At 43.6% G+C, this 26,822-nt stretch carries 24 protein-coding genes and 2 tRNA genes; 10 read left to right on the forward strand and 16 right to left on the reverse strand.

From position 1 onward, the window contains the following. Positions 1-11: 11 nt before the first annotated feature. From ACRRSW_RS11630 to ACRRSW_RS11640, 3 genes are read left to right on the forward strand one after another with little or no spacing between them, the layout of a single operon-like run. Positions 12-1,208 carry an amino acid ABC transporter permease gene (locus ACRRSW_RS11630; RefSeq protein ID WP_432453079.1) on the forward strand — a complete coding sequence of 399 codons (1,197 nt, stop codon included), beginning with the start codon at positions 12-14 and terminating at the stop codon, positions 1,206-1,208. Position 1,209: 1 nt separating this feature from the next. Beyond that, entirely contained in the window at positions 1,210-2,301 is a 1,092-nt protein-coding gene (locus ACRRSW_RS11635; protein ID WP_432453078.1) for an amino acid ABC transporter permease, read from the forward strand. A 14-nt stretch (positions 2,302-2,315) separates the two neighbouring features. After that, positions 2,316-3,074 carry an amino acid ABC transporter ATP-binding protein gene (locus tag ACRRSW_RS11640; protein ID WP_432453077.1) on the forward strand — a complete coding sequence of 253 codons (759 nt, stop codon included), beginning with the start codon at positions 2,316-2,318 and terminating at the stop codon, positions 3,072-3,074. 67 nt (positions 3,075-3,141) lie between these two features. Here the strand turns inward: ACRRSW_RS11640 and ihfA are convergent, their stop codons facing one another. From ihfA to thrS, 7 genes are all read right to left on the reverse strand, one after another. After that, a complete protein-coding gene (gene ihfA, locus ACRRSW_RS11645; protein ID WP_432453075.1) occupies positions 3,142-3,435 on the reverse strand; it encodes an integration host factor subunit alpha in 294 nt (97 codons plus the stop codon). Positions 3,436-3,437: 2 nt separating this feature from the next. Next, positions 3,438-5,825: a phenylalanine--tRNA ligase subunit beta gene (pheT, locus tag ACRRSW_RS11650; RefSeq protein ID WP_432459420.1), complete on the reverse strand. Its 2,388-nt coding sequence runs from the start codon at positions 5,823-5,825 to the stop codon at positions 3,438-3,440. A 12-nt stretch (positions 5,826-5,837) separates the two neighbouring features. Then, on the reverse strand, positions 5,838-6,818 hold the full coding sequence (gene pheS, locus ACRRSW_RS11655) for a phenylalanine--tRNA ligase subunit alpha (RefSeq protein WP_432459421.1): 981 nt from the start codon (positions 6,816-6,818) through the stop codon (positions 5,838-5,840). Positions 6,819-6,994: 176 nt separating this feature from the next. Next, on the reverse strand, positions 6,995-7,348 hold the full coding sequence (gene rplT, locus ACRRSW_RS11660; protein ID WP_432453072.1) for a 50S ribosomal protein L20: 354 nt from the start codon (positions 7,346-7,348) through the stop codon (positions 6,995-6,997). An 18-nt stretch (positions 7,349-7,366) separates the two neighbouring features. Next, complete coding sequence (rpmI, locus tag ACRRSW_RS11665) at positions 7,367-7,564, reverse strand: 50S ribosomal protein L35 (RefSeq protein WP_016401507.1); 198 nt, start codon at positions 7,562-7,564, stop codon at positions 7,367-7,369. Between the two features lie 99 nt (positions 7,565-7,663). Continuing rightward, positions 7,664-8,206, reverse strand: a complete 543-nt coding sequence (gene infC, locus ACRRSW_RS11670) for a translation initiation factor IF-3 (protein ID WP_432456180.1) — start codon at positions 8,204-8,206, stop codon at positions 7,664-7,666. Positions 8,207-8,209: 3 nt separating this feature from the next. Further along, entirely contained in the window at positions 8,210-10,135 is a 1,926-nt protein-coding gene (gene thrS / locus ACRRSW_RS11675) for a threonine--tRNA ligase (RefSeq protein ID WP_432453071.1), read from the reverse strand. A gap of 203 nt (positions 10,136-10,338) precedes the next feature. On the opposite strand from thrS, the gene ACRRSW_RS11680 reads away from it, so the two are divergent. Next, a complete protein-coding gene (locus tag ACRRSW_RS11680; protein ID WP_432459422.1) occupies positions 10,339-10,542 on the forward strand; it encodes a CPXCG motif-containing cysteine-rich protein in 204 nt (67 codons plus the stop codon). Here the strand turns inward: ACRRSW_RS11680 and ACRRSW_RS11685 are convergent. Beyond that, complete coding sequence (locus tag ACRRSW_RS11685; protein WP_432453069.1) at positions 10,539-11,159, reverse strand: riboflavin synthase subunit alpha; 621 nt, start codon at positions 11,157-11,159, stop codon at positions 10,539-10,541. The two genes, ACRRSW_RS11680 and ACRRSW_RS11685, sit on opposite strands and share 4 nt — an antisense overlap. On the opposite strand from ACRRSW_RS11685, the gene ACRRSW_RS11690 reads away from it, so the two are divergent. The 4 genes from ACRRSW_RS11690 (at position 11,158) to ACRRSW_RS11705 (ending at position 13,898) form a co-directional block, all read left to right on the forward strand. After that, positions 11,158-12,555, forward strand: coding sequence for an MATE family efflux transporter (locus ACRRSW_RS11690; protein WP_432453068.1), 1,398 nt, complete (start codon positions 11,158-11,160; stop codon positions 12,553-12,555). The two genes, ACRRSW_RS11685 and ACRRSW_RS11690, sit on opposite strands and share 2 nt — an antisense overlap. Further along, positions 12,552-13,559 (forward strand): DUF3080 family protein, encoded by a 1,008-nt coding sequence (locus ACRRSW_RS11695; RefSeq protein WP_432459423.1) that lies wholly within the window; start codon positions 12,552-12,554, stop codon positions 13,557-13,559. Before ACRRSW_RS11690 ends, ACRRSW_RS11695 begins: the two co-directional genes overlap by 4 nt. Before the next feature lie 181 nt (positions 13,560-13,740). Next, positions 13,741-13,817: transfer RNA gene (locus ACRRSW_RS11700), tRNA-Val, on the forward strand. A gap of 4 nt (positions 13,818-13,821) precedes the next feature. Continuing rightward, positions 13,822-13,898, forward strand: a tRNA-Val gene (locus ACRRSW_RS11705). 210 nt (positions 13,899-14,108) lie between these two features. Here ACRRSW_RS11705 and ACRRSW_RS11710 read toward each other — a convergent pair. The 4 genes from ACRRSW_RS11710 to ACRRSW_RS11725 form a co-directional block, all read right to left on the reverse strand. Further along, entirely contained in the window at positions 14,109-14,474 is a 366-nt protein-coding gene (locus tag ACRRSW_RS11710) for a hypothetical protein (RefSeq protein ID WP_432453065.1), read from the reverse strand. Position 14,475: 1 nt separating this feature from the next. Continuing rightward, complete coding sequence (locus tag ACRRSW_RS11715; protein WP_432453064.1) at positions 14,476-15,834, reverse strand: voltage-gated chloride channel family protein; 1,359 nt, start codon at positions 15,832-15,834, stop codon at positions 14,476-14,478. Between the two features lie 307 nt (positions 15,835-16,141). Beyond that, the gene (gene gabT, locus ACRRSW_RS11720; RefSeq protein ID WP_432453062.1) at positions 16,142-17,422 is read right to left on the reverse strand and encodes a 4-aminobutyrate--2-oxoglutarate transaminase; all 1,281 of its coding nucleotides are present in this window, start codon (positions 17,420-17,422) and stop codon (positions 16,142-16,144) included. Between the two features lie 17 nt (positions 17,423-17,439). Beyond that, positions 17,440-18,897 (reverse strand): NAD-dependent succinate-semialdehyde dehydrogenase, encoded by a 1,458-nt coding sequence (locus ACRRSW_RS11725; RefSeq protein WP_432459424.1) that lies wholly within the window; start codon positions 18,895-18,897, stop codon positions 17,440-17,442. Positions 18,898-19,008: 111 nt separating this feature from the next. Between ACRRSW_RS11725 and ACRRSW_RS11730 the strand changes: the two genes are divergently transcribed. Beyond that, complete coding sequence (locus tag ACRRSW_RS11730) at positions 19,009-19,926, forward strand: LysR family transcriptional regulator (RefSeq protein ID WP_432453060.1); 918 nt, start codon at positions 19,009-19,011, stop codon at positions 19,924-19,926. On the opposite strand, the gene ACRRSW_RS11735 is transcribed toward ACRRSW_RS11730, so the two are convergent. Continuing rightward, positions 19,923-21,206 carry a serine dehydratase subunit alpha family protein gene (locus tag ACRRSW_RS11735; RefSeq protein WP_432453059.1) on the reverse strand — a complete coding sequence of 428 codons (1,284 nt, stop codon included), beginning with the start codon at positions 21,204-21,206 and terminating at the stop codon, positions 19,923-19,925. The two genes, ACRRSW_RS11730 and ACRRSW_RS11735, sit on opposite strands and share 4 nt — an antisense overlap. 188 nt (positions 21,207-21,394) lie before the next feature. After that, complete coding sequence (cobO, locus tag ACRRSW_RS11740; RefSeq protein ID WP_432459425.1) at positions 21,395-21,991, reverse strand: cob(I)yrinic acid a,c-diamide adenosyltransferase; 597 nt, start codon at positions 21,989-21,991, stop codon at positions 21,395-21,397. Between the two features lie 131 nt (positions 21,992-22,122). Here cobO and ACRRSW_RS11745 point away from each other — a divergent pair, with 131 nt between their 5' ends. Beyond that, positions 22,123-24,057: an exoribonuclease II gene (locus ACRRSW_RS11745; RefSeq protein WP_432459426.1), complete on the forward strand. Its 1,935-nt coding sequence runs from the start codon at positions 22,123-22,125 to the stop codon at positions 24,055-24,057. A gap of 61 nt (positions 24,058-24,118) precedes the next feature. On the opposite strand, the gene prc is transcribed toward ACRRSW_RS11745, so the two are convergent. After that, positions 24,119-26,131 (reverse strand): carboxy terminal-processing peptidase, encoded by a 2,013-nt coding sequence (gene prc, locus ACRRSW_RS11750; RefSeq protein WP_432459427.1) that lies wholly within the window; start codon positions 26,129-26,131, stop codon positions 24,119-24,121. Between the two features lie 27 nt (positions 26,132-26,158). Continuing rightward, positions 26,159-26,788, reverse strand: coding sequence for an RNA chaperone ProQ (gene proQ, locus ACRRSW_RS11755; RefSeq protein WP_432453055.1), 630 nt, complete (start codon positions 26,786-26,788; stop codon positions 26,159-26,161). Between the last annotated feature and the right edge of the window lie 34 nt (positions 26,789-26,822).

Raw genomic sequence — 26,822 nt, forward strand, 5'->3', positions numbered from 1 at the left:
GGTTGATTTATATGGCTGCTCATCCTTCTACCAAGGATAACTCAGCAAACAGTCTTCGTAAGATCTGGTTTGATCCCAACGTAAGAGCGCTAGTTTTCCAAATTATTGTTGTAATTGGTGTAATCGGATTTTTTTATTACATTATTAGCAATGCTCTTTTTAATTTAGAGCAACGTGGTATTACAACCGGTTTTGGTTTTCTAAACCAAACCGCTGGTTTTGGTATTATTCAAACCCTAATTGAATACGACGAAAGCCACTCTTTTGGTGATACTTTCATTGTTGGTTTGCTCAATACTATTCTTATTTCAGTTCTCGGGATAATTTTTGCAACGATATTGGGCTTTATTATGGGGGTCGCTCGACTTTCGAATAATTGGCTCATCGCAAAAGTTGCGACTGTTTATATTGAGACACTACGTAACATTCCTTTATTACTTCAGATCTTTTTTTGGTATTTTGCGGTTTTACGTGCATTACCAAGTCCGAAACAGAGTATTAACGTCGGCGACGCTCTATTTTTAAATGTCCGTGGTTTATATTTACCCTCGCCAATAATGGAAGCTGGATCCAATGTTGTTGTCATCAGCTTCATGATTGCTGTGATTGGATGTTTCTTGATGGCCCGATGGGCTAAAAAGCGTCAGGTGTTAACCGGACAACCCTTTCCTACCCTATTGGTATCTTTAGCCGTTATCGTATTGGTTCCTTTAGTGGTTTTCTTTGCGATGGGGGCCCCCATAGGCTTGGATTACCCCGCATTAAAAGGTTTTAACTTCCGCGGTGGGATGGTCGTGATTCCTGAGCTGGCGGCCTTATTAGTGGCACTTACATTTTACACAGCTACTTTTATCGCAGAGATCGTTCGCTCCGGTATATCAGCGGTCAGCAAAGGGCAAAGTGAGGCAGCAGAGTCTTTGGGGCTCACTAGAACTCAGGCGCTTAAGTTGGTTATTATCCCGCAAGCCATGCGGGTGATTATCCCACCCTTAACCAGTCAATATCTAAACTTAGCCAAGAACTCCTCTTTGGCAACGGCAATTGGTTATCCGGATTTAGTATCGGTTTTTATGGGAACGACTCTCAACCAAACAGGTCAAGCGATTGAAGTAATTGCGTTAACGATGGCAGTATATTTAACCATCAGTATTACCACGTCTTTTCTCATGAATCTGTACAATAAAAAAATGGCTTTAGTGGAGCGTTAATATGTCAGAACATCAATTTAAACCTGATCTTGCTCCACCAAATATGAGTGTTGGATTTATCGGTTGGTTCAAGAAAAATCTATTCTCTTCTTGGGGTAATACGATATTAACCTTGCTTATTGCTTACATCATCATACCGCCGATTATATCCGCATTTCAGTGGGTGGTTATCGATGCGGATTGGATAGGTAATAGTCGTGAAGCTTGTACCAGTGATGGCGCGTGCTGGGTATTCGTAGCAGATCGCTTTTCACAGTTAATCTACGGTTTTTATCCGCATGCCGAACGCTGGCGGGTAAATATTGTTTTCGTTAGCTTTTTACTATTAATCGCCGCATTGGTTTATGAAAAAACGCCACATAAGCCTAAAATTGCTATTTTTACTTTAGTGATTTATCCGGTGATCGTGTTTTTCTTACTTATCGGTGATTCATTTGGTTTACCTAAAGTAGAAACCCATCAATGGGGTGGCTTAATGCTAACTTTAGTATTAGCCATTACTGGTATCGTTGCTGCGTTACCCTTTGGTATTTTGCTGGCCTTGGGGCGTCGATCTCATATGCCGATTGTTCGTAGCTTTTGCACCATCTATATCGAGTTTTGGCGAGCCGTTCCGTTAATTACTGTGCTGTTCATGGCTTCGGTTATGTTGCCGCTATTTGTTGGTTCAGAAGTTGACTTCAACAAGTTGTTAAGAGCAATTATCGGTATTATTTTGTTCCAATCTGCTTATATGGCAGAGGTTATTCGTGGTGGCTTACAAGCAATTCCGAAAGGTCAGTATGAAGCGGGAGAAGCACTTTGCTTAACTTATTGGCAGTCAATGGGCTTGGTGATTTTGCCGCAAGCGCTAAAAATTACAATTCCTTCGATTGTGAATACCTTTATTTCCTTATTCAAAGACACTAGCTTAGTGTTAATTGTTGGTTTATTCGATTTACTAGCCATTGGGCAGTCAGCATTAGCCGATCCGGCTTGGTTAGGCTTCTCAAGCGAAATGTATGTATTTATAGCGTTTGTATTTTGGGTGTTCTGTTTCAGTATGTCTAGGTATTCAATTTACCTTGAGAAGAAACTACACACAGGACATTAATAAGGAAGTTTGAAATGAATTCAAATCAAAATAGCCCTGAAGTGGTCATTCAATTAAAGGGAATGAACAAATGGTACGGGGAGTTTCACGTATTAAAGGACTTAGATCTTACCGTCACTAAAGGCGAAAAGATCGTTATTTGTGGTCCTTCTGGTTCAGGTAAATCAACGATGATCCGTTGTATTAACCGCTTAGAAGAACATCAGAAAGGCGACATCATCGTCAATGGTACTGAACTATTGAGCGATCTGAAAAGCATCGAAATGGTACGTAGCGATGTTGGTATGTGTTTCCAGCACTTTAATCTGTTCCCTCACCTAACGGTATTACAAAATTGCTGTTTAGCGCCAATTTGGGTAAAGAAAATACCAAAAGCTGAAGCTGAAGCCACTGCCATGAAGTACTTAGAAAGGGTCAAGATCCCCGAGCAAGCCGACAAATTTCCAGGACAATTGTCCGGAGGCCAACAGCAGCGTGTAGCAATTGCCAGAAGCTTATGTATGAATCCATCGATTATGCTGTTTGATGAACCCACCTCAGCGCTTGATCCAGAAATGGTCCGAGAAGTGCTCGATGTGATGGTGGAATTGGCAGATGAAGGTATGACCATGTTGTGTGTAACGCATGAAATGGGTTTTGCAAAGCAAGTTGCAGACCGAGTTATCTTTATGGATCGGGGGGAGATTATTGAAGAAAACGAACCAGTTCAATTTTTCGAAAACCCGCAATCCGATAGAACCAAGTTATTCTTGAGCCAAATTTTAAATCACTAACTATCGTTAGAATCATTTGGATAAAAAAAGGAAGCCATCTGGCTTCCTTTTTTATTACGGTTAAAATCTATTTCGGTTCAGCGTTCTCTACCCGGCTCTTGAGCTTTTGCCCAGGGCGAAAGGTGACTACTCGACGCGCAGAAATGGGGATATCTTCACCAGTTTTGGGGTTACGACCAGGGCGTTGATTTTTCTCCCTAAGATCAAAGTTCCCAAAACCTGAAATTTTGACTTGCTCCCCATTTTCCAAAGCGACCCGTATTTCTTCAAAAAATGCTTCTACAACTTCTTTAGACTCTCTTTTGCTAAAGCCTAAGTTTTCAAATAAATTTTCTGCCAGGTCAGCTTTAGTTAATGCCATAACTAGTCCCTCAAGGATGCGTCAAACTCGGTACGTAACGCCTCTACAATAATATCAACTGTAGCGGCAATCTCTTTTTCTTCAAGGGTACGGCCCTGCTCCTGCAAAGTTAAGCTAATCGCTATACTCTGCATATTGTCTGCAATACCTTTCCCTTTGTATACATCGAATAAGTTTACGCCAACTAATTGATTTCCGCCAACTTTCTTAATGCAATTTAATAAATCACCTGCTTGAACGTTTTGCGATACCAATAAAGCTAAGTCTCGGCGGTTTGCTGGAAACTTCGAAACGGGCTTTGCTTCGGGCAAACGGCGTAAGCTTACAGCGTTCATTTCAAGCTCAAACAAGAATACTTTTCCGCTGAGACCAAAGGCTTTTAGATGTTGTGGATGAAGCGCTCCTACATAACCAATCACCTCCCCTTGATAGATTACTTTTGCCGATTGTCCTGGATGCAATGCGGGGTGACTTCCCACAGCAAAGCTAAAGGCATCGTCGTTAGCGCCTAATTGTAATAAGGCTTGTACATCGCCTTTGATATCGAAAAAATCCAGTTCACGATCACTGACATTCCAAGCTTCTTGGTTTGCATTACCACAGATAACCCCAGCGATCATCGGTGTTTGCTTCACTCCATTCTCGCTATTTTCATCTGGTACAAAGCGTAAGCCAGACTCAAAAACTCTTACCCTCGTCTGTTGACGTTTCTGGTTGTAGGATAGGGTATCAAGTAATCCTGTCCATAAACTTAAACGCATTGCTGACATCTCAACCGAAATTGGATGCGGCAAAATCATAGCCTGCTGTTCTGGGTGAAGTAGTTGTTGTCGTTTAGGGTCAACAAAGCTATAAGTAATTGCTTCTTGGTAACCACGCGCACAAAGTAACTGTCGTAACTTAGCGCTGGGTAAGATGTTTTCTTGGTGTTGAGCGGTCGTTAATGAGGCTTTAGGCGACAGATTCGGGATATTGTTATATCCATAAATACGTGCGACTTCCTCGATCAGATCTTCCTCAATATCCATATCAAAACGGTAGCTTGGTGCTAAGGCTTGCCAACCCTGCTCAGTTACTTCCACTGTCATACCTAAGCGGGTTAAAATGTCGGTCACATTAGACTTTTCAAATGGATAACCAATCACTTTCTCTAAACGAGCATGACGTAAGGTGATATTGGATGACGTTGGCAGTTGCTTTAAGTCTCCGGATTCAAGTACAGGACCGACTTGTCCCCCACATATTTCAACTAACAGTTGGGTGGCTCGTTCCATCGCTTGGTTTTGTAATTCAAAATCAACGCCGCGTTCGTAGCGATGAGAAGAATCAGTGTGCAAACCATATTGACGGGCACGCCCAGTGATCGCTAGTTTGCTGAAAAAGGCACATTCCAAGAAGATATCTTGGCTAGCGTTAGTGACACCAGTGGCTAAACCACCAAAGATACCCGCCATGGCGATAGGCCCACTTTGGTCACAGATTGCCAGTGTATTTTCTTGTAACTCAACTTCATTACCATCTAGAAGCACTAGTTTTTCGTTTGCTTTGGCTAAGCGAACTTCAATACTCCCCTGCAGTTTCGCAAGATCGAAGGCGTGCATCGGCTGGCCTTGTTCAAGCAATACGTAGTTGGTGACATCAACAACAGGGTCAATTGAACGAACGCCACTACGGCGTAAACGCTCTTGCATCCATAACGGTGTAGTCGCTTGCACATTCACACCTTTAATGACCCGACCTAAGTAGCGAGGGCACTCTTGTGTTGCAAGCACATTGACAGCAAACGTATCGTCGATGGTCACCGCAGCATCAACCCATTGAGGTGTTACTACATCAATTTGATTTAACACGCCAACTTCACGAGCTAAGCCGCGTAGGCTAAGACAATCAGCACGGTTGGGGGTTAAATCAACTTCAATCGCTACATCATCTAACTGTAAATAATTCCGTAAATCTGTACCTACTGGCGCATCACTTGGCAGTTCCATGATGCCATCAGACTCATCACTAATGCCTAACTCACTATAGGCACATAACATACCGTGAGAAGCTTGGCCGCGAAGCTTAGCTTTTTTAATTTTAAAGTCGCCAGGCAGCACAGCACCAACCATCGCCACGGCTACTTTTAAGCCTTGGCGGCAATTCGGCGCACCACAAACGATATCGAGTAATTCGTTTTGACCGACATTTATTTTGGTAACCCGTAGTTTGTCCGCATCTGGATGTTGGCCACACTCGACAACTTCACCAATCACAACACCACTAAATTCGGCAGCGACGGGCTCAATACCGTCAACTTCTAGCCCTGCCATAGTAATTTGTTCTGCTAGTTGTTCTCGGGTAATTGCAGGGTTAACCCACTCTCTTAGCCAGGATTCACTAAATTTCATATCAATTAACCCTTAATTGAATTGTTTTAAGAAGCGTAAGTCATTTTCGAAAAATGAACGCAAATCGTTAACGCCGTAACGCAACATGGTTAAGCGCTCCACCCCCATCCCAAAGGCAAAACCTGTGTATTCCTCAGGGTCAATATTTACCGAGCGAAGTACATTCGGGTGTACCATGCCGCAACCTAGAATTTCCAACCAACCATTTTTTCCGAGTACATCAACTTCTGCGGAAGTTTCGGTAAAAGGAAAGTAAGATGGTCGGAAGCGCACTTGTAGGTCGTCTTCAAAGAAGTTTTGTAAGAAATCGTATAAAACGCCTTTTAGTTCGGTAAAGTTAACATTTTTGTCAACCATTAAGCCTTCGACCTGATGAAACATCGGTGTATGTGTCTGATCGTAATCATTTCGATACACCCGACCTGGAGAAATTATGCGTATTGGCGGCTTCTCTGTCTCCATCGTGCGAATTTGCACCCCAGAAGTTTGAGTTCGTAATACTAAATTAGGATTAAAGTAAAAGGTATCATGGTCGGCGCGAGCGGGATGATGCTCGGGGATATTTAGGGCATCAAAGTTATGGAAGCCATCTTCAATTTCTGGCCCTGATTTGACTTGAAAACCGAGTTCACCAAAGAAGGTCTGAATACGTTCAATGGTACGTGTCACGGGGTGTAAGCCCCCCAGCTCATCGGTGCGACCCGGTAAGGTTACATCGACGGTTTCCGAAGCGAGCTTGGCATTAAGCTCTTGTTGTACCAAGGCTTCGCGTTTTTCATTTAACGCATCTTGGATAAGCTGTTTGGCTTGGTTAATAAGTTGCCCCGCCTGCGGACGTTCTTCTGGCGATAATTTGCCAAGTCCTTGCAGTTGTTTGGTCATTAACCCTTTTTTACCTAAGTATTCCACGCGAACAGCGTCAAGTTCATTCATCGCTGAAGCTGCATCAATGTGAGTCTTAGCCTGATTGATTAGCGCATCAAGATCTAGCATGATTTCCTCATATTCCCCCAAGGGAAAGGCTGATTTTTTAGTTTTAAATAAGACCGGAAATAGTACTTTAATGAACCGCTTATAGCTAGACTTGTTCCCGGAAAAAGGCTGGATGTTAGTGATTTTTATATATAAAAAAAGGGAGCCTAGGCTCCCATTTCAAACATTAGCGACGCTTATAAAGCAGCTTTTGCTTTTTCTACCAACACTGTGAAGGCTGCTTTATCAAAAACAGCAATATCAGCTAGGATCTTACGATCGATTTCGATAGATGCTTTTTTAAGTCCGTTAATCAAACGGCTGTAAGACAAACCATTTTGACGAGACGCAGCATTAATTCGTGCAATCCATAATTGACGGAATTGACGTTTACGCTGACGACGGTCACGGTAAGCATATTGACCTGCTTTAGTTACCGCTTGGAAGGCTACGCGATAAACACGTGAACGTGCTCCGTAGTAACCTTTGGCTTGCTTTAAGACTTTCTTATGACGTGCACGTGCTTGTACACCGCGTTTAACTCTGGCCATTCTTAACTTCCTCTAAACTTATGCGTACGGCAACATGCGAACAATTGATGCAACATCAGATGCAGCAATCATACCCTTCGGACGAAGGTGACGTTTAACCTTAGTACGGCGCTTAGTCAGGATGTGACGAAGACCAGCTTGTTTGTATTTAAAACCACCAGAAGCAGTTTTCTTAAAGCGCTTCGCAGCACCTTTGTTTGATTTCATTTTTGGCATTTACATGCACTCCGCATTGCAATATGAACAACATATAGTTAAAGGCGAACAAAAACAGCTTACTTATAAAGTAAGCTGCTTGTTACTTGTGAGCCTCAACTACTTCTTTTTAGGGCCTAACACCATCACAGCTTGGCGACCTTCCATTTTTGGAAAAGCTTCCACAACTGCAATCTCTTCTAAATCCGCTTTAATACGGTTTAGTAGATCAAAGCCTAAGCTTTGGTGTGCCATTTCACGACCACGGAAACGTAGCGTTACTTTAGCTTTGTTACCCTCGCTTAGAAAACGAATCAGGTTGCGTAGTTTTACCTGATAGTCGCCTTCATCAGTTCCAGGTCGGAATTTAATTTCCTTAACCTGAACCTGTATTTGCTTTTTCTTCTGCTCTTTAACAGATTTACTCTTTTCGTAAATGAACTTACCGTAGTCCATGACCCGACAAACAGGTGGTTCAGCATTCGGACTAATTTCAACTAAATCTACGCCTGATTCTTCGGCGGTGTTTAGCGCTTCATCCAAACTCACAATGCCAATGGCTTCGCCATCTAAGCCCGTAAGGCGTACTTCTTGTGCTTGAATTTCTTCATTTATCTTGTGTGCTCTTGCAGCTTGTTGCTGACCACGTCTTCCGGTTTTTATAATTTATACCTCAATACAATTATTATCACGATTGGCAATTTCTTGTTTTATCTGTTGAATAAAATCATCAACAGCAAATTTACCAAGATCATCACCCTTACGAGTTCTAACCGCAACCTCATTGCTGGCGACTTCTTGATCACCGACGACTAGCAAGTATGGTATACGCTTTAGAGTATGTTCGCGGATTTTAAAGCCTATCTTCTCATTTCTCAAGTCCGCAATGGCTCTAATACCCTGTTTATTTAATTTTTTTACAACTTTATGGACAAAATCAGCCTGTTTGTCAGTAATATTCATCACCACGACCTGTCTTGGCGCTAACCAAGTTGGGAAGAAGCCCGAATACTCTTCGGTTAAAATGCCAATAAAGCGCTCTAAAGATCCTAAAATGGCGCGGTGAATCATCACCGGCACATGGCGTTCGTTATCTTCTCCAACAAAAGAAGCGGATAAACGACCCGGCATAGAGAAATCTAGCTGTACAGTACCACATTGCCACGCTCTGTCTAAGCAATCATGCAATGTAAATTCAATTTTAGGTCCGTAGAAAGCTCCTTCTCCTGGTAAATAGGAGAATTCAATCCCTTTCGAGCTCAATGCATCGGCCAAAGCTTTTTCCGATTTATCCCATGTTTCGTCATCACCAACGCGTTGTTCTGGGCGAGTTGACAGTTTTACTTCAATTTCTTCAAAACCAAAGGTTTTATAAGTCTCGTAAACCATGTCGATACATGAAGACACTTCATCTTGAATTTGATCTTCTGTACAGAAAATGTGCGCATCATCTTGGGTGAAGCCACGAACGCGCATCAAGCCATGCAGAGAACCAGATGGCTCGTTTCGGTGACACGAACCAAATTCAGCCATCCGCAATGGTAAATCGCGGTAGGACTTTAATCCTTGGTTGAAAATTTGAATATGCCCCGGACAGTTCATCGGCTTCACCGCATATTCGCGGTTTTCCGACTGGGTGGTAAACATCGCATCGGCATACTTATCCCAGTGGCCCGACTTTTCCCACATGCTGCGGTCCATGATTTGAGGCGCTTTAACTTCCTGGTATTGGTATTTAGTGAGCTGCTCACGCACATAGCTTTCCAGCTGACGGAAGATTGTCCAACCAGAATCATGCCAGAACACCATGCCGGGTGCTTCTTCCTGCATGTGGTATAAATCTAATTGTTTACCGATTTTACGATGGTCTCGCTTCGCCGCTTCTTCCAAACGTTTTAAGTAAGCTGCCAATTGTTTTTTATCTGCCCAAGCGGTGCCGTAGACCCGTTGCAGCATTTTATTTTTGCTATCACCACGCCAATAAGCACCCGCAACCTTCATCAGTTTAAAATGCTGACAAAATTTCATGTTTGGAACATGTGGCCCACGGCACATATCAACATATTCTTCATGATGGTATAAACCCGGTGTGGCGGCGCTATCGATGCCCTCGATAATCTCCAGTTTATAGGGTTCTTCACGTTCGACGAACACTGCTTTTGCATCGGCTAAGGGGACGGTCTTTTTAATGACATCGTAATTGGTTTTTGCTAAAGCCTTCATTCGTTTCTCAAGATTATCGATATCTTCTTGAGTGAGTGAATGATCTAAATCGACGTCATAATAAAAGCCGTTATCAATCGTCGGCCCAATCGCCATTTTGGTGTTCGGCCAAAGCTGCTTGATCGCGTGACCTAAAAGGTGCGCACAAGAGTGGCGAATGATCTCTAAACCATCCTCATCTTTCGCGGTAATAATCGCAACTTTTGCATCATGGTGAATCAACTCACAGGCATCGACTCGGTTTCCATCTACTCGGCCAGCGATACAGGCTTTGGCCAAACCAGGGCCAATATCTGCGGCGATGTCCATAGTAGATACAGCATTTTCGAATTGACGTTGACTACCGTCGGGGAGAGTTATAACTGGCATATTTATCCTTGCTTTTACAGTGGTGATGCCTACTAAACATCACGTGTCTCGTCGATAAAATAAGTGCATTGAGGCACTAAAAAGAGAGCAATATTAATGCGCTGGGCGAATAACTTCAATAGCGGAAGTTTTATTGACCGAATTGCTCGTTGTTCATAGCGGTTTGCGCCATACTTAAATCGTGGACATATGGAGTGATTGCCATGAAAAACTATGTTGAAAAAATGATTAGCTGTCCAAACTGTGGTCACCATACCCCATTAGTGTTAGATGCGAGCAATGGTGACCAAAATTATTATGAAGATTGCCGCGTTTGTTGTTATACCATCCACTGTAGACTGTCAGTTGATGAACAAAACAGCAAAATTGTCGCTTATATCGACGCCGACGACGAGCAAATTTTTTAGTTTAGCCAGCGTTTAATATCACCGTTGCTCATGAGATGCTTCAGGGTATCAATCACCGTCTGAGTGCTACTGTCTATCTCGATATTCACCAGGTCATTAACTTTTTTATCACCAAGCGTGGTGGTTCTTAAAGTTTCAGGTATGAGGTGTAGCCAGAATCCTGATTCACTTAACTGCCCGACCGTTAGGCTTGCCCCGTCTACGCAGATAAATCCTTTGTAGATGACGTAATCTTGCCACTGCTTATCGAGCGCGAGGTGTATGGCTAGGTTGTTCTCACTGCTTCGTTTTTCTTGGATGCGTGCGGTTGTATGGATATGACCCGAGACGAGATGACCACCAATTTCGTCCCCCACCTTTGCCGCCCGTTCAATATTCACAAAATCTCCTTCGTGAATCAGCTCTAAATTTGTTAAACTCAGCGTTTCTTGAATCAAGTCAAATTGAACGCCCTGCTCGCTGATAGCAACAACGGTTAAACAAGTGCCATTAATTGCTACACTAGCGCCAATACTTAAGCCCTCGGTCTCTCCTAAATCGACCCAAAGTTGCATAAGCCCGGGTGATCTTTTAACGCTGATTATTTTTTTCTTACTCTGAACTATTCCGGTGAACATGAAGTATTTTATCCTCGGTTTTAAGCAACGCTTTGCTAAAGAATGTTTTGCTATTTTAAGACTTGCGGGGCCAATTGTCGTGGCCCAATTAACAATTACTGGTATGGGGTTTGTTGATACGTTGATGGCTGGTTCGGTGAGTCCAACCGATTTAGCAGCGGTTGCCGTTGCGTCCAGCTTCTTTAACCCAGTGATCTTATTGTTGCAAGGGATCCTCATGGCAGTCACGCCCTTAGTCGCTTATCAAGTGGGTGCAAAACAAGCGCATCGAGGGGGCATGATATTTCAGCAAGCGGTGGTTATCTCCTTAGGCTTAACCGTTATTGGATGGCTGATCCTTTGGTTTGCACCGAGCGTATTTAAATTGATGGATGTCGATCCTAAGCTCGTGGGTTTAACCCAACAATATCTGTTATTTGTGAGTTTTGGGCTACCTGCTTTTGCCGTCTATCAAGTGCTTAGAGGGGTGAACGAAGCCTGTTCGAATATAAAAGCCATCATGGTTATTGGAATTTTGGGACTATTGGTAAACATCCCGGTTAATTATATTTTTATTAACGGTTTATTGGGTTTACCTAAATTAGGCGGAGCGGGTTGCGGTGTCGCCACTGCAATTGTTAACTGGTTTATGGTTATTGCCATGATCATTTATGTGTTTAGAAGTCAGACCCTCGAGAAACTTCATTTATTTGAAGCTAAGCTCACCATTGACTGGCCAACCATCTCGAGAATTTTTAAATTGGGCTTGCCTATAGGCTGTGCGATATTTTTTGAAGTGACCTTGTTTTCAATGATTGCATTATTACTATCGCCTTTGGGTGCAGATATTGTGGCTGCTCATCAAATTGCGCTTAACTTTACCTCAATGGTGTTTATGTTGCCCTTAAGTATCGCGATTGCGCTAACCATTCGTGTCGGCAACTACATGGGCGAGAAATCTTATGATAAGGCGCAAATTAGTGCCTATAGCGGCATTATATTGTCGGTAATAGCAACCGTATTTATCGCATCTGCTACCATTTTGTTCAGACTCGAAATTATTAGTTGGTATACCGATAACGCAACCGTTGCAGCGATTGCTGCACCGCTATTTTTACTTGCTGCGACTTATCAGCTATCAGACTCATTGCAAGTATGCTGTGCAGGTGCCTTAAGAGGTTATCAAGACACTCGCTTTATCTTGTTGGTGACTCTTATTAGCTTCTGGCCAATTGGCTTAGGTATTGGTTCGTTGTTAACCTTTACCAATACCTTTACCGAGCACCCAATGGGTGTACAAGGTTTTTGGATTGCGATTGTGATTGCCTTAACGGCATGTGCGATAGGCCTACTCGCTCGCTTGGTTTGGGCATCGAATAATCCAGGGCGACTCTATCTCATCAATAAGGAAGCATGAGCCTTAGGCAATGCTTAAAAATACTAGCAGCTACTTTATTGCTGCTAGCAGCCATTGCATTGGTTCACGATGGGTTGCTCCCCCGCAGCGACAAGTTATTTAATGATTACCGACAACGTTTACAACGGGTACTCAATATTAAGATTGGCGTTGTGAACCCACATCAACTTGGGCAAGGCACCATTATATGGCGAAATTACCATCTCACTGAGCCAGACTTAAGGCTTTCCTTTGTGGATAGCTTTAAGTTGAATCGCTGCGGTTTGCAACAGACCGTTTTCCAGAAAAACTCCAGTTTAGGCAAACAAGCCAGTGCTGTGTATAAATTGATTTGGCATTCTCAAATTATATTTGGTTTAGCTCGTTGTTCAAATAACGCGGATATCGACCCTAAGTTTTCTTTAGTTCTAAATCGCCTGCTGAGCCGAAAGCTGCAAGCTAGCGCGATTTATTGGCATAATTTCTTAGTGGATGAGATAAGCCTAAGGCAATTATGGACTCGGCGAGATCGTTTATCCCAGACGCCTAGCGGAGCCTATCGCAAATTAGCTGAGCGAATCAAGCACCTGGCGAGTTACCAAACGGTATTGCAAAATGGGGCTGCGCTAGATGAAGCCGCTTTACTTTTACAGCTAAAACAACTTGATCAAAGCCCTAGCATATTCAGCTTATTTAGCGAATTAAATCGGGCCACCATTTGGTTAAAATCTATTTCCGAATCCTTAAAGCATGCTGAATTTCGCTGTGTTTCTTCGAATCAACAACAATACAAGATCTTAGATAATGTGCTAAATAAGGTGTACATGGCGAAAGTACAGCGCTATCTAGCCGAACTCGACCAAAGTGCAAGTGTGGTGAATATTGCCCTCGCCCAACTGTATCATGCTCCCTCCTTCACAACACTAATCAGCAAGACGCAATTGATTCAGCAAAGGTTTCATCAAGCAAATAGACAACACGTTATTCAATGGCAGGAAATTATTGCGAGTTGCACTGCAACTTGAAGCGGAAGCGAAGACCTTGTTGAGTTGAATTGACGAGTAGAACGAAAAATCAGCAAAAAAGCGTCCCTTGCCTTTTGGTTGATTAATGATTAAGCATACAGTTCGCATATTCGCGAACAGCAGTTGACGGACGCATTAACTTGCAGTACCTTTCACGCCGTAGTTTGTTCACAAGCACAATACAACCGTAGCTCAGTTGGTTAGAGCACCACCTTGACATGGTGGGGGTCGGTGGTTCGAATCCACTCGGTTGTACCAAAATATTCGCGTAGCTCAGTTGGTTAGAGCGCTACCTTGACATGGTAGAGGTCGGTGGTTCAAATCCACTCGCGAATACCATCTGACTCCCCCCAGTCAGATAATTTAGATTTCCCGTAGTGATTATTTAGCCTTGGAATTTGCCTGTATGTATATGGTGGATTAAAACCTCGCTAAGTTATTTGTTTGGCTTTTATAGTGCACGCCCCATGAGTAAGCTAAAACCTTTATCGCATATAAGCCAATCACCTCTCCGGATTTGTGTTGATAAGAAGCAGCGGCTTTACTTGATTAATCAGGAAAGATCACCTTGTTCCAAGCGGGAAATGGAATATTATTCGGATTCAGTCGCCATGGTAAGGCTCTGGTTTTTTGCTTGATGATCTTACAGTAGAGGCTCAAATCGATGGTTCGATAGCCTTTGGCTAATTTAAAATGTTCCTGTTTTGCCTCCAGTTCCATCCATACGGTATCTCGCCCTGCGACTAACTGACAACGGATAGGCTGGTCAACATTAGAAGTTATGGTCACTTTAAGTTGGTCGTTTTGTAACATGGTCGTCATCGACCCAGGATAGGCAAAACTGATGTTTGGCCAAATGAGGGCAACACTAAAAGCAGTCGCCCAGCACAGTCGAACCACGGTTGAGTGCCACATCTTATTCCCCCCGTTTTTTAAACCATTTCGCCAAATAGTTACCGGTATTTCTCAACTCTCCTAGCGTTTTGGCATGGGCGTTAAAGTTGGCAGATTTGGGCACCGCTATCCGTTGTGAAGAATAGATCCCCGTATGCCCACTAAAATAGTAGGCAACAAAACAGGCGACCGCAAAATACATCAAGTGTTCTGAGCCAAATAACTCGACCCCCATGATGGTACAAGCTAAAGGCGTATTGGTGGCTGCGGCAAATACCGCAATAAATCCAATCGCGGCGAACAAATCAATTGGAGCCCCCATTAGCCAAGCAAGCGTATTGCCTAAGGTCGCACCAATGAAAAATAGTGGTGTAACTTCGCCACCCTTAAAGCCGGCAGCAAGGGTGATAGCGGTAAGCAATAATTTTAACATCCAGCTGTACCATTCAGCGCCACCTGGACTAAAAGCGCTAATGATGCTGACTCCGCCTTCGCGATAGCTATTCACGCCCAAGCCAACATAATCTTGATTACCTATCAGAGTCACTAAAACAATCACAATAATGCCTCCCATCACAGCGATGAGATAAGGGTTTTTAAAGACAAATTTAAAAATGTCTTTAAACATAAACACCATTTCGCCAAACAAATATCCGACCAAACCAAAGGCCATTGAGGCAACCACAACTTTCGCTAATAACAGCAGATCAATATGAACTATATGATGAAATAACATCACCTGTTCTAAAAAATCGACTTTATATTGAGTGTGTGGTGTGCCCCAGGCGGTACAAACCAAGTCAGCTAAAATTGCGGCAAATAGTGCTGGGATAACGGAGTCGAAGCGGATCCGACCCACTGCCAATACTTCTAGAGCAAAGATAGTGGCGGCTAAAGGAGTACTAAATAAAGCAGAAAAACCGGCAGCGACACCGGCAGCGAGAAAGACTTGATAGTCTCGCCCTTGTAACTTAAATAATCGACCATAAGCCGCACTGCAAGCGCCACCAATTTGTATTGCGGTGCCCTCGCGTCCGGCAGAGCCACCAAACAGGTGGGTGACGACCGTAGAAAGTAAAACTAAGGGGGCCATCCGCGCAGGGATCCCAGCACCTGGTTGATGAATTTCATCGATAATGAGATTGTTTCCCGATTCCGAATTTTTACCAAACCGTCGGTAGATAAATACCACCACTAAGCCAGCAATTGGCAAAAAGTATAATAAGTAGGGCTGGTCGGCTCTAGTTCGGCTCGCAAAGTCCAACAGCCACAAAAACAAGGCATTCAGAGACCCAACTACTAAAGCCATTGGAATTAACAATAATAGCCAACGACATAATACAAATAAGGTACTGGGGCTATTTTGAACGGGGTTTGGCATGTAGCTTCCTTAAAACTCTAGCTGCTATGGGTGTGGCGTGGTTCATTTTGGGTTAGAGATAACGTATTTTAATCGCGGCGTGTGGTGCAGCTTAGCATTCTAAGTAAATACCTCGCAATCATCCCGTGAGTTAAGCAAGCGAATAAGCTCACTCTAGGCGACTATTGTGATGAAAATAACCAAGACTTAACGCTGCTTTAACTCATTCTCTACAGCATTGCGATAGGATTTATCAACCCTAAAAAAAGCGAACCAAATGGTTCGCTTAATGAGAATGACTGGCAGCAGTATATAATGCTGAGATGCGCTACTCGGCAGCGGCTTGAAACAACTGGGTAAACTTAGCCATGCCCTCGTCAACAATTTCGTCTTCAATGGTAAGCGCAGGTAAGAAACGAAGCACATTTCCGTAGTAACCACATGCAAGCAAGATCAAACCAAACTCGGCTGCTTTAGCAATGAGCTTTTGTGTCAGACTGGTGTTGGCCAACTCTGGATCGCCATCACAGATCAGTTCTAAAGCGATCATCGCCCCAGAGATACGAATTTCACCAATTAACTGAGGATAGTCAGCTTTCAATTGCATCAAGTGTTCATTAAAACGCAGACCAATCATTTGCGCACGACTAACTAGCTGTTGTTGTTCAATTTGTTCCAGAACCGCCAAGCCTGCTGCACAAGCAACGGGAGAACCACCATAAGTCCCGCCTAAACCGCCAGGTAAAGGTGCATCCATGATATGGCTCTTACCAACCACTGCAGAAAGCGGGAAACCGCCAGCAATGCCCTTGGCCATGGTGATGAGATCCGGTTCAATGCCGCTATCTTCACAACAGAACATCTTACCGGTACGACCAAAGCCAGTTTGAATTTCATCCAAAATTAAGACGATGCCATGCTCATCACAAAGCGCTCTTAATGATTGCAATAAAGCATGAGGCGCAGGATAGAAACCTCCCTCGCCTTGTATTGGTTCGATAATGATAGCCGCCACGTCTTGTGGGCCAATATCTACCTTAAACAGATTTTCCAGCGCTTTTAAAGTGTCTTCGGTGGTCACTCCATGGGCAGCCATCGGAAAAGGCACATGATAGATATCGCCAGCGAAAGGACCAAATAGATGTTTATATGGCGTAATTTTACCGGTCAGCGCCATTGTGAGATTGGTTCTTCCGTGGAAACCGCCGTTAAAGGCAATCACGCCACGACGTCCGGTAGATGCCCGAGCAATTTTGACTGCATTTTCTACTGCTTCAGCACCAGTGGTGACAAAAATCGCTTTTTTCTCACTCTCGCCAGGAGCAATTTCGACTAACTTTTCGGCTAAGGCGACAGCACTTTCATAGGGATTCACCATCACGCAAGTATGACTGAACCTATCCAGTTGTTGTTTCACTGCAGCGACTACCGCCGGATTCGAATGACCGGTATTACATACCGCGATCCCGGTGGCAAAATCAATGTAGCGATTGCCTTCTACATCCCAGACTTCGGCGTTAAGTGCCTTATCGACAAACACTGGATAGGCGTTACCTTGACCCCGAGCGAATACCGCTTGTTTTCTTTGTTGTAGTAATTGATTAGACATTGCTGAGTTCCTCTAAACTAGGCGTTTAAGCCACCTAAACACAAATATTTAATTTCCATGTAATCGTCTAAGCCGTAATGCGAGCCTTCGCGTCCGTTACCGGACTGTTTAACCCCCCCAAAAGGAGCCGCAGCATTAGAAATAATCCCCTCATTGACGCCGACCATGCCATATTCAAGCGCTTCGCCAACACGCCAAACGCGACCAATATCTCGTGTATAAAAATACGCCGCTAAACCATATTCGGTATCATTAGCCAGTGCGATTGCTTGTGCTTCATCTTCAAACATAATTAAGGGCGCGACTGGGCCGAAAATTTCATTCGCGGCAATCGGCATGTCATTACTAACATGAGTCATAATTGTTGGACTATAAAATTGTTTTCCGGCTGGATGCTCTTCACCGCCACACAGGATCTTGGCACCAACCGCAACCGAGTCCGTCACCAGTTTGTGTACTTCTTGTTTCGCTTGTTCACTGATCATTGGACCGATGACAGCTGCTTCACTCAAGCCATCAGCAACCTTCAGTTGACTTAAAGCATGGGCCAATTTCTCGCTAAAGGCCTGATAAACACCTTTTTGTACCAAGAATCGATTGGCGCACACACAGGTTTGCCCTGCATTACGGTATTTTGACGCAAGAGCACCTTGAATAGCAGCATCTAAATCTGCGTCATCAAATACAATGAAGGGGGCATTACCTCCTAGTTCCATCGATACTTTTTTCACCGTACTGGCACATTGTGCGATCAGTTGTTTACCCACCGCGGTTGATCCAGTAAAGGTGAATTTGGCAACATCTGGACTTTCGGTTAGCACCCGCCCCATACCGCGCGCATCTTCACCAACCACCACGTTAAATACACCTTTGGGGATACCTGCTCGGTCGGCTAATTCGGCCATAGCCAGCGCTGATAAAGGCGTGAGTTGGGCAGGACGAACCACAAAGGTACAACCCGCCGCCAGTGCCGCAGCCGCCTTACGAGCAATCATTGCATTTGGAAAGTTCCATGGAGTGACCGCCGCCACAACTCCAACCGCCTGTTTGATCACGACAATCCGTTTATCTGAGGCGGGACCGGGTATCACGTCTCCATAACAACGTTTACCTTCTTCGGCGAACCAATCAATGTACGAAGCGCCATAGGCTATTTCACCTTTGGCTTCGGCCAAAGGTTTACCCTGTTCAAGGGTTAAAATAGCGGCAAGATCGTCTTGATGCTCCAACATCAGCTGATACCAGCTACGTAATAGTTTTGCTCGCTCAGCAGCTGCCATATTAGACCAAGCTTTAAAGGCAGCCTTGGCGGCAGCAATCGCACTCTCCACGCCTTGAATTCCAGCATCGTCTACTTGAGCTATTGCTTGTTGATTGGCCGGGTTATATACAGAAAACTGCTGTTCGCTAGCCATCCATTGGCCGTTAATGTAAGACTGATGACGAACTAATTGTTGGTCGATGATTCTATCCATGGCTCTGGCCTCATGTACGAAGTTGAAATAACAATTTAGCGTTATTGAATACCAAGTAAAAACAATGTTAAATATCAAACAATAAAACTAAAGTTTGAATTAGATAAAACTATGCTCGATCCAAATAATGGCAAACAACTCAGCGAATACGATTTACGTCTATTGCGGGTATTTAAAGCGGTAGTTGAACACGGCGGATTTGCTGCCGCAGAAAATGCCTTAGGTATTACCCGTTCCACCATTAGTGTCCACATGTCTAGCTTAGAGAGCCGCATGAATATGCGGCTCTGCGTACGAGGCCGCAGTGGTTTTGCTTTAACCGAGCGTGGGCAAACGGTTTATCAGGCTTGCTTAAGGTTATTTTCAAGTATTAGTGAATTTAGTGCCCTCGTCGACAACCTTGGCAAAGCACTCACCGGTGAGCTAATTATACTGTACTCCGATCTCCTTGATCGCTTGAGTATTCAAAAAATTGGAAAAGCTATTGCCTTAATTAAGCAGCAGGCGCCTAGCTTATGTATCTGCCTGAACATGGATACGGTCGCTAATATTGAAGCTGCCCTTATCAATAATAGGGCTCACATTGGCTTTTATCCGGCTTATCGAAGTATTGATGGGCTGACGAGCCAAGTAGTCTTTAGTGAATCCTTATATTTATGCGCAAGCGAACAATCGGAATTATATGCGATGAATGATGGTAATATTGATAACGAAGAACTCTCCAAGCATGCCGCCATCCATCCCGGCATCGAGCTAAACCCAATGGGAAGAGCGCAGCTACAAGCCTTAAATTTTGGTGCAAAAGGCTATCAGTTTGATAGCCGTGTGGCCTTGATCCTCTCAGGTGCTTATATTGGTTATCTGCCTTTGAGTGAGCTGAAGGGTTATTTAGAAACAGAATTGATACGGCTGATAAAACCAGCGGAATATAGCTACCCTTTCGAACTGAGCTTAGTGCATAAACAAAATCCTAACGATAAAGAGAAGGTTCAGTTGGCTATGGATAAACTCAGTTTGGTATTCAACTAAAATTGTTTATGTTGCATGGTTGCAATAATTGCTTCGTCGGTGGGCAACATTGCGGTTTTGGACAAGAACCCCAGTTGTTGAATACTATCATCAGCGGAATCAAATACGATCCCCTGTTGCGCACTCACCGTATTTCCCGAGACAGCCAAAATAGCTGATTTAACTGCACTCCCCGCGCCCGTCGAGACTTTCATTGCACAACCAGCCTTCGCACCATCACAAAATACACCCGAGATGTCCCCTACCATGGCATTAATTGCCCGATGAATTGCGGCAAGGTCTCCGCCCAACAACCAAGTTAATCCTGCCGCTGCGCCCATAGATGCAGTGGTAGCGGCACATAAAGCCGACAGTTTGTTTTGTTTGGATTTAACGTAGATAGCAACGAGGTGGCTTAGCATCAGCGCTCGGGTAAATTGCTCGTCACTGAGTTGGCGTAATTCGGCAAAAGCAATAATAGGCATGGTCGCTGCTATTCCTTGATTACCGCTACCGGAGTTACTCATCGCAGCATGTGGTGCGCCCCCCATGCGAGCATCTGACGCAGCGGCTCCCAAACGCATGGCTCGCCCCATTAAATCATCGCTCAATAAGCCCTGAGTAATTTGTTGCTGTAAACTTGCTCCTAAGGCTAGCCCATACTCTCCGGTCATCCCAATGCTGGCCAACGCTCGATTTAATTCCGCGGCACGTTTTATAAATATGATTTGATTAAGCGGGACCTGAGTTACAAATGTATAGATCTCAGACAGCGTTAATAATGGCAAAGGTGGTACCGCCAAATGCTCACCACAAGCATTGTCCGTCACTTGCGGGCTCCGCTGACCGTTTACTTCGATATATTCAAAATGAGTATGTGATTGCGCAATACACACTTCAACCAAAGACTCACCAAGACCAGCTTGGACAACGGTATACAATACATCTGGATGAGAAATCATCTCAATCTTGACACGTTTTTGCACGAGCATCTGGTTCGCTTCAGCTAAGTCGGCACTGGAGATATCAGCCAGTACCTCCAAACCCTTATCGGCATTCCCTGTACAAGCTCCTGCCGCAGCAGCAATGGCAAGACCAGCTTTACCTGTGCCTGGAACCATAACACCCATCCCATTTTTATAGAGATTGGGCGTGACTTTAACTTTAAGGTGATCTGGTGTGGCACCAAGAATTTGTCTTGCTTTCGCGCTGGCCAAAGCGACTGTAACTGGCTCGGTGCAACCCAAAGCGGGTACAACTTGAGACTGAACGAGGTTTATGTAAGCTTGCCACTGGTGCATAAAGCTATCCAACTGATTAACTGATAAACCATGTTAACCTCGACTCACTAGAAAAAACTGGCTGATTTAGCTAATAAAAAAGAACGATTGAGAAATAAATTCTCAATCTAACTCAATTTATAGTATTTTAATTTATATTTTGATGAGTGCTCAATATCATTTCGCGCCAATAATTGATGATTGAATATCTACCAGTCAATCCCTTTACGTGCTTTGATGCCATTTTCGAAGGCATGTCTCTGACTTTTTACTTCTGATATGGTGTCGGCAATTTCCAAGAGTTTTCGATGACAAGCTCGTCCAGTCACAACAACTGTTTGTTCTCTTGGACGCTGCGCAATAGCTTCAACAACCTCATCAACATCCAAGTAGTCGTAGCTCAACATATAGGTGAGCTCATCCAGCAAAACCAAGTAAATGGACGGATCTGTCAGCCACTGTTTACAACGCTGCCATACTTCCTCGGCCGCTTGGCGATCTAAGTCGCGATTTTGCGTTTCCCAAGTGAAACCAGTCGCCATCGTCGCAAATTCTACAGCATGTTGACTCAGCAACTCGCGTTCACCGCAGTCCCAACCGCCTTTAATAAATTGAGCGACTACTGCCTTAAAACCATGGCCCACAGCGCGGGTTACATTGCCAAATCCGCCAGTGGATTTTCCCTTGCCGTTTCCGGTAATCACCAGTAGTAAGCCGCGTTCTATTTGCGCTTGTTCAACTTTAGCATCAACGTTTTCCTTTATTTTTTGTTGGCGCTGTTGGTGTTTTTGCTTGTCTTTACTCATCTACAATCCATTTAGTTGACATCGTATTAGTAAGTGTAACTCGCGGGAAAGCCAACAAACCAGTACTGTTTCTCTAGAATAGCTAGAAACCTTTGGGTATAGTGCCTGCACAATGTATGACGGATCCCTTTATGCTTAAAGATAACCCTCTATTAGCCCAGCTGAAACAGCAAATTAGAGAGACCATTCCCACGGTTGAAGGCGTGGTGAAAGCCACCGATAAGAATTTTGGTTTTCTACAAACCGATAATAAAAAAAGTTATTTTATTTCGCCTCCTTCGATGAAGCAGCTGATTCATGGTGACCGAATCAAGGCCGCAATCCGTGAAAATAATGGCAAAGAAGCCGCTGAGCCAGAAACTTTAGTGGAAGCAGCACTAGACAGCTTTGTTGCACGGATCAAGTTTGTTGATAATCGCACTAAGGTGATCGTTGATCATCCACTGATTAATCAAGCCTTGAGTGCAAGGGTGAAGAAAGGTAGTGATTTCACCATCAAGCAAGGAGACTGGGTAATCGCTCGTTTGTTGAAACACGCACTGAGAGATAAGCAGTTTCAAGTCGAGATCATTGAATTTATTGCCGATAGTGATGACAATTTTGCGCGCTGGAAAGCAACCACGCTAAAACATGGTTTAGTTTGGGATCAACCTGATCTTACAGAGCCACTTGAACTCATTGAGCCTCAAGAGGCACGCCGTAACGTGGTCGATGAGCTATTTTTCACCATTGATGGTGAAAGTACCAAAGATATGGACGACGCGATTGCGATTCAGCGTCACGACAATGGCTGGTGTCTTAAGGTAGCTATCGCAGACCCCAGTGCATATTTCAACCCAGAGAGTGAGTTGGAAGCCGCTGCAGCAAAGCGTGCTTTTACGTTGTATTTGCCTGCTCGTACTGTGCCGATGATGCCAAATCAATTAGCCAACGAAAAATGCTCATTGCACGCGGACCAGCAGCGCCCCGCTTTAGTCTGTGAAATGAATATTAGCTTGGACGGTGAATTACTTGATGATGCCACGTTTTATCTGGCGACTGTGGAATCTAAATATCGTCTTAACTACCAACAAGTTTCCGATTTTATAGAAAATGAAACCGGAACGTTTGATGGTTTAGAAGATTTGCAGCAAGCACTAAGCCAGCTTCATCAACTTAGCGAACAACGTTATCATTGGCGCGCTGCACATCGTTCAGTATTTGGTGATCAGGCTGATTATGAATTTGTTCTGGACCATAAAGGGCAAGTCATCGATATCCTTCGTCAATCACGGCGCTGTGCTAATCGAATGGTGGAAGAAGCGATGGTGGCTGCCAACATATGTGGTGGACGATTGCTTGATGAACGACTCGGTCACGGGGTATTTACCTGCCATTCTGGTTTTAAAGTTGAAAAACTGGAAGGCCTGGTTGAACTACTGAAAAAGTTTGAGTTTAGCGTCGACAGTACACGATTGGATGACTTGGATTATTTCTGTGAATTACGTAGAAAGATTAGTCAATCGGGGAATAAGACTTTAGATCAATTAGTAAAGCGTCACTTCAACTTCAGTGTTTACAGTGCGCAGTGTCAAGCCCACTTTGGCTTAGGTGAAGCCAAATACGCGACCTGGACGTCACCAATTCGAAAATACAGTGATTTGCTGAATCATCGATTGATTAAAGCAGCAATTAGAGGTGACCAAGTTGACTCACCTTTAACCGAGGCCCTCACTGAACATTTAAGCGAGTGTCGCAAAAAACAGAAATTTGCAGAAAGAGAAATGGCCAACTATCTCTACTGTGAATATTTCAGTGAACAAGCTGCCACAACCAGCTTAGATGCAGAAATTACGAATGTGAATCGAGGGGGCCTAAATGTTCGCTTACTTGATAGTGGAGCCACTGCGTTTATTGCTAAGGGTAAATTAGCTAAATCAGCTGAAGAGCTAAAAATAGATAATGAAATGGGCTCCATCTCAAGTGATAGCTACCATTATAAAATTAGCGATATTATTCAGGTCAAAATTATAGAAGTTAAAAAGCTGCAACAATCCATATTGGCTAGCCCTGTATTCTCTGATTAAGCGCTTGTCATCAACACAAAAGCCAGCGTAAAGCTGGCTTTTTTTTAGGTGGATTACATATTTAACTGTTCTTGCTGAGCGCCAAATAGTCTAAAGAAATTTCTGCAGCTTCATCTAAAAAAGCGTCATCAATTTCAAAATCCTTTGGTGCATCATCTAAACTTTTAACTGGCGTTTTACCCAAACGAGTCAAGCGCTCATTTAATCGAACTAACTGCTTCTGTTCTTTGTCATCGCGTTGGGCGACTCGAGTTTTCTCGTTGAGACTAATCTCAACCATATCCTTATCTTTTCGAAAATCGGCAATATCATTAATAATATACTGAAACTCAGGATCATGACTGATTCTCGCTAAATGCTTCTTCTCAAGAGTCGCAATATACGGATGAATATTACTCAATACTTTATATTCCGCAGGTTTGATCTTATCCCAAGGTAAGGCATTTTTCTCTAAGCTTTCTCCGGTTTCTTCCGGCAACAATGCCACCGGGTAAGCAATGTCAGGGATCACACCTCGATGTTGAGTACTGCCGCCATTAATTCGATAAAACTTAGCAATTGTATATTGTACATGGCCAAGTTCGTTTTCATATAAATCATAAATACGGCCTAAACCACGATGCTGTTGCACAGTACCTTTACCATAGCTTTGTTCGCCCACAATAATTGCTCGGCCGTAATCTTGCAGTGCCGCAGCAAAAATCTCAGACGCTGACGCGCTATAACGATCGATTAAAATAACCATTGGGCCATCGTAATTCACATGGTTACTGGTATCGCTATTGACACTAATTCGTCCCAATTGGTCTCGAACTTGAACCACCGGACCTTGCGGGATAAATAAACCAGTTAAGGCAGTGGCTTCGGTCAACGCGCCTCCGCCATTACCACGAAGATCAACCACTAAAGAGCTAATATTTTGCTCTGCTAGTTTAGCCAGTTCTTTGCTCGCGTCCTTGCTCAGATTAACGTAAAAACTAGGGACATTCAGTACCCCTACTTTCTTTCCTTCAATCTCTAATACTTCACTTTTAGCGGCGCGATCTTCCAGACGAACTTTATCGCGAACGATGCCAACAATTTTAGTTTTACCGTCGACTTTGCCATGAGAAGATAATATTTCTAAGCGAACCGTAGTTCCTTTAGGTCCTTTGATAAGATCGACAACATCATCTAAACGCCAACCGATAATATCAACAAATTCGCCTTCGCCTTGTGCTACACCAACAATTTTATCGTCAGGCCCTAATTGGTTACTCAGCGCCGCAGGGCCTCCGGGAACCAAACTACGAATAATGGTGTATTCATCTTCGCCCTGTAGTACTGCCCCAATCCCTTCTAAAGATAAGTTCATCTCCATTTGAAAGCGTTCGGCGGTACGGGGAGAAAGATAACTAGTGTGAGGTTCGATACTGCGAGAATAAGCATTCATTGCAGTTTGAAAAACATCTTCACTCGAGGTTTGTACCAGACGTTTAATCGCGCTGTTATAACGTTTTGCTAAAATCTCGACGATTTTATCGTGATCACGCCCCGCCAATTTAAGGCTTAGTGCATCGTACTTAACTTTTAATCGCCATAGTTCCTTGACTTCAGCTTGATCTTTTGGCCAATCTGCCTTGCTACGGTCAAATTGAAACTGTTCGTCTTTACTAAAATCCATTTGCTCGTCAATCACCTGCAACGAATATACTAATTGCTGATAACGACGTTTTAGCGACAAGTCAAAAATAGAGTAAAGCGGTTCCAAACGGCCAGCTGGAATATCTTGGTCTAAAACATAACGATAACGTTCAAAACGAGCAATATCTTCTTTTAGAAACAAGCTACGATTGTAATCAAGTTGTTGAATGTATTTATCGAAAATCTCACTCGATAATTCATCGTCAAAGGGAATACTACGGTAATGCGAGCGAGAGTAGAGCGCACTTATCCTTTTAGCCGCTGTAGCATGTTGACTTTGCTGACTTAATGTCGGTAAAGCTTCTTCGCTTAAATTAGCCGTTTGAGCTAACAAAAATGTTGAATAACAGAGTGTTAAAAAAAACAGCCAAAGACGGCTCGAATATTTCATAGGCACCTATCTCACTACTAAATTAATTTATGCAACGATATGCTCAGCTTTCACTTTTACTAACATACCGCTTTTAAGCGTGACCGCAATGCCATCTTTACTGACTTCGGAAATCTGCCCAGGCATAGGAGTCTGACCAACTAATACCCTCACTTCTTTGCCTGCAACCAAATCTTTACTATCAATTTTCTCGATTGGTTTTTTCTCTACCGCAGGTTTACTAACACTGGCTTTGGGTTTCTCGTTGCGTTTTACATCAGCTTTTGCCTTACGCTCAGCCAATTTAGCTTTGTTAGCTTTTTCTGCTTGCGCCTTTTTGTGAGCAAAGGCTTTATCTTTACTCTCTTTTAAGGTTTTTTGTGCATGTTCAACATGCTCTTGCTCAATCTCTGCACCTTCAACGCCGTCTAGGTCAACTCGTTTGGAGCCCACCTTCACGCCATGTAAGTAACGCCAACTTGAAGTGTATTGACGTAACGCTGAGCGCAATACGGTATTACTGATTTTTTCATCTTCTTTAAGACGTTCAGCTAAATCCTGAAAAATACCAATTTTAAGTGGCTTAGCTTCACCTTCCGTCGAAAAACAAAGCGGAAATTGAGTCGCTAAATATTGAATAACTTCTTTACTATTTTTCAGTTTATTAGTTTGTTCCATGATGACCTTTCTTATACATCTTTACTGGTACAGC

This window comes from Agarivorans sp. QJM3NY_25, from assembly GCF_050870875.2.
In the GTDB taxonomy this organism is placed as follows: domain Bacteria; phylum Pseudomonadota; class Gammaproteobacteria; order Enterobacterales; family Celerinatantimonadaceae; genus Agarivorans.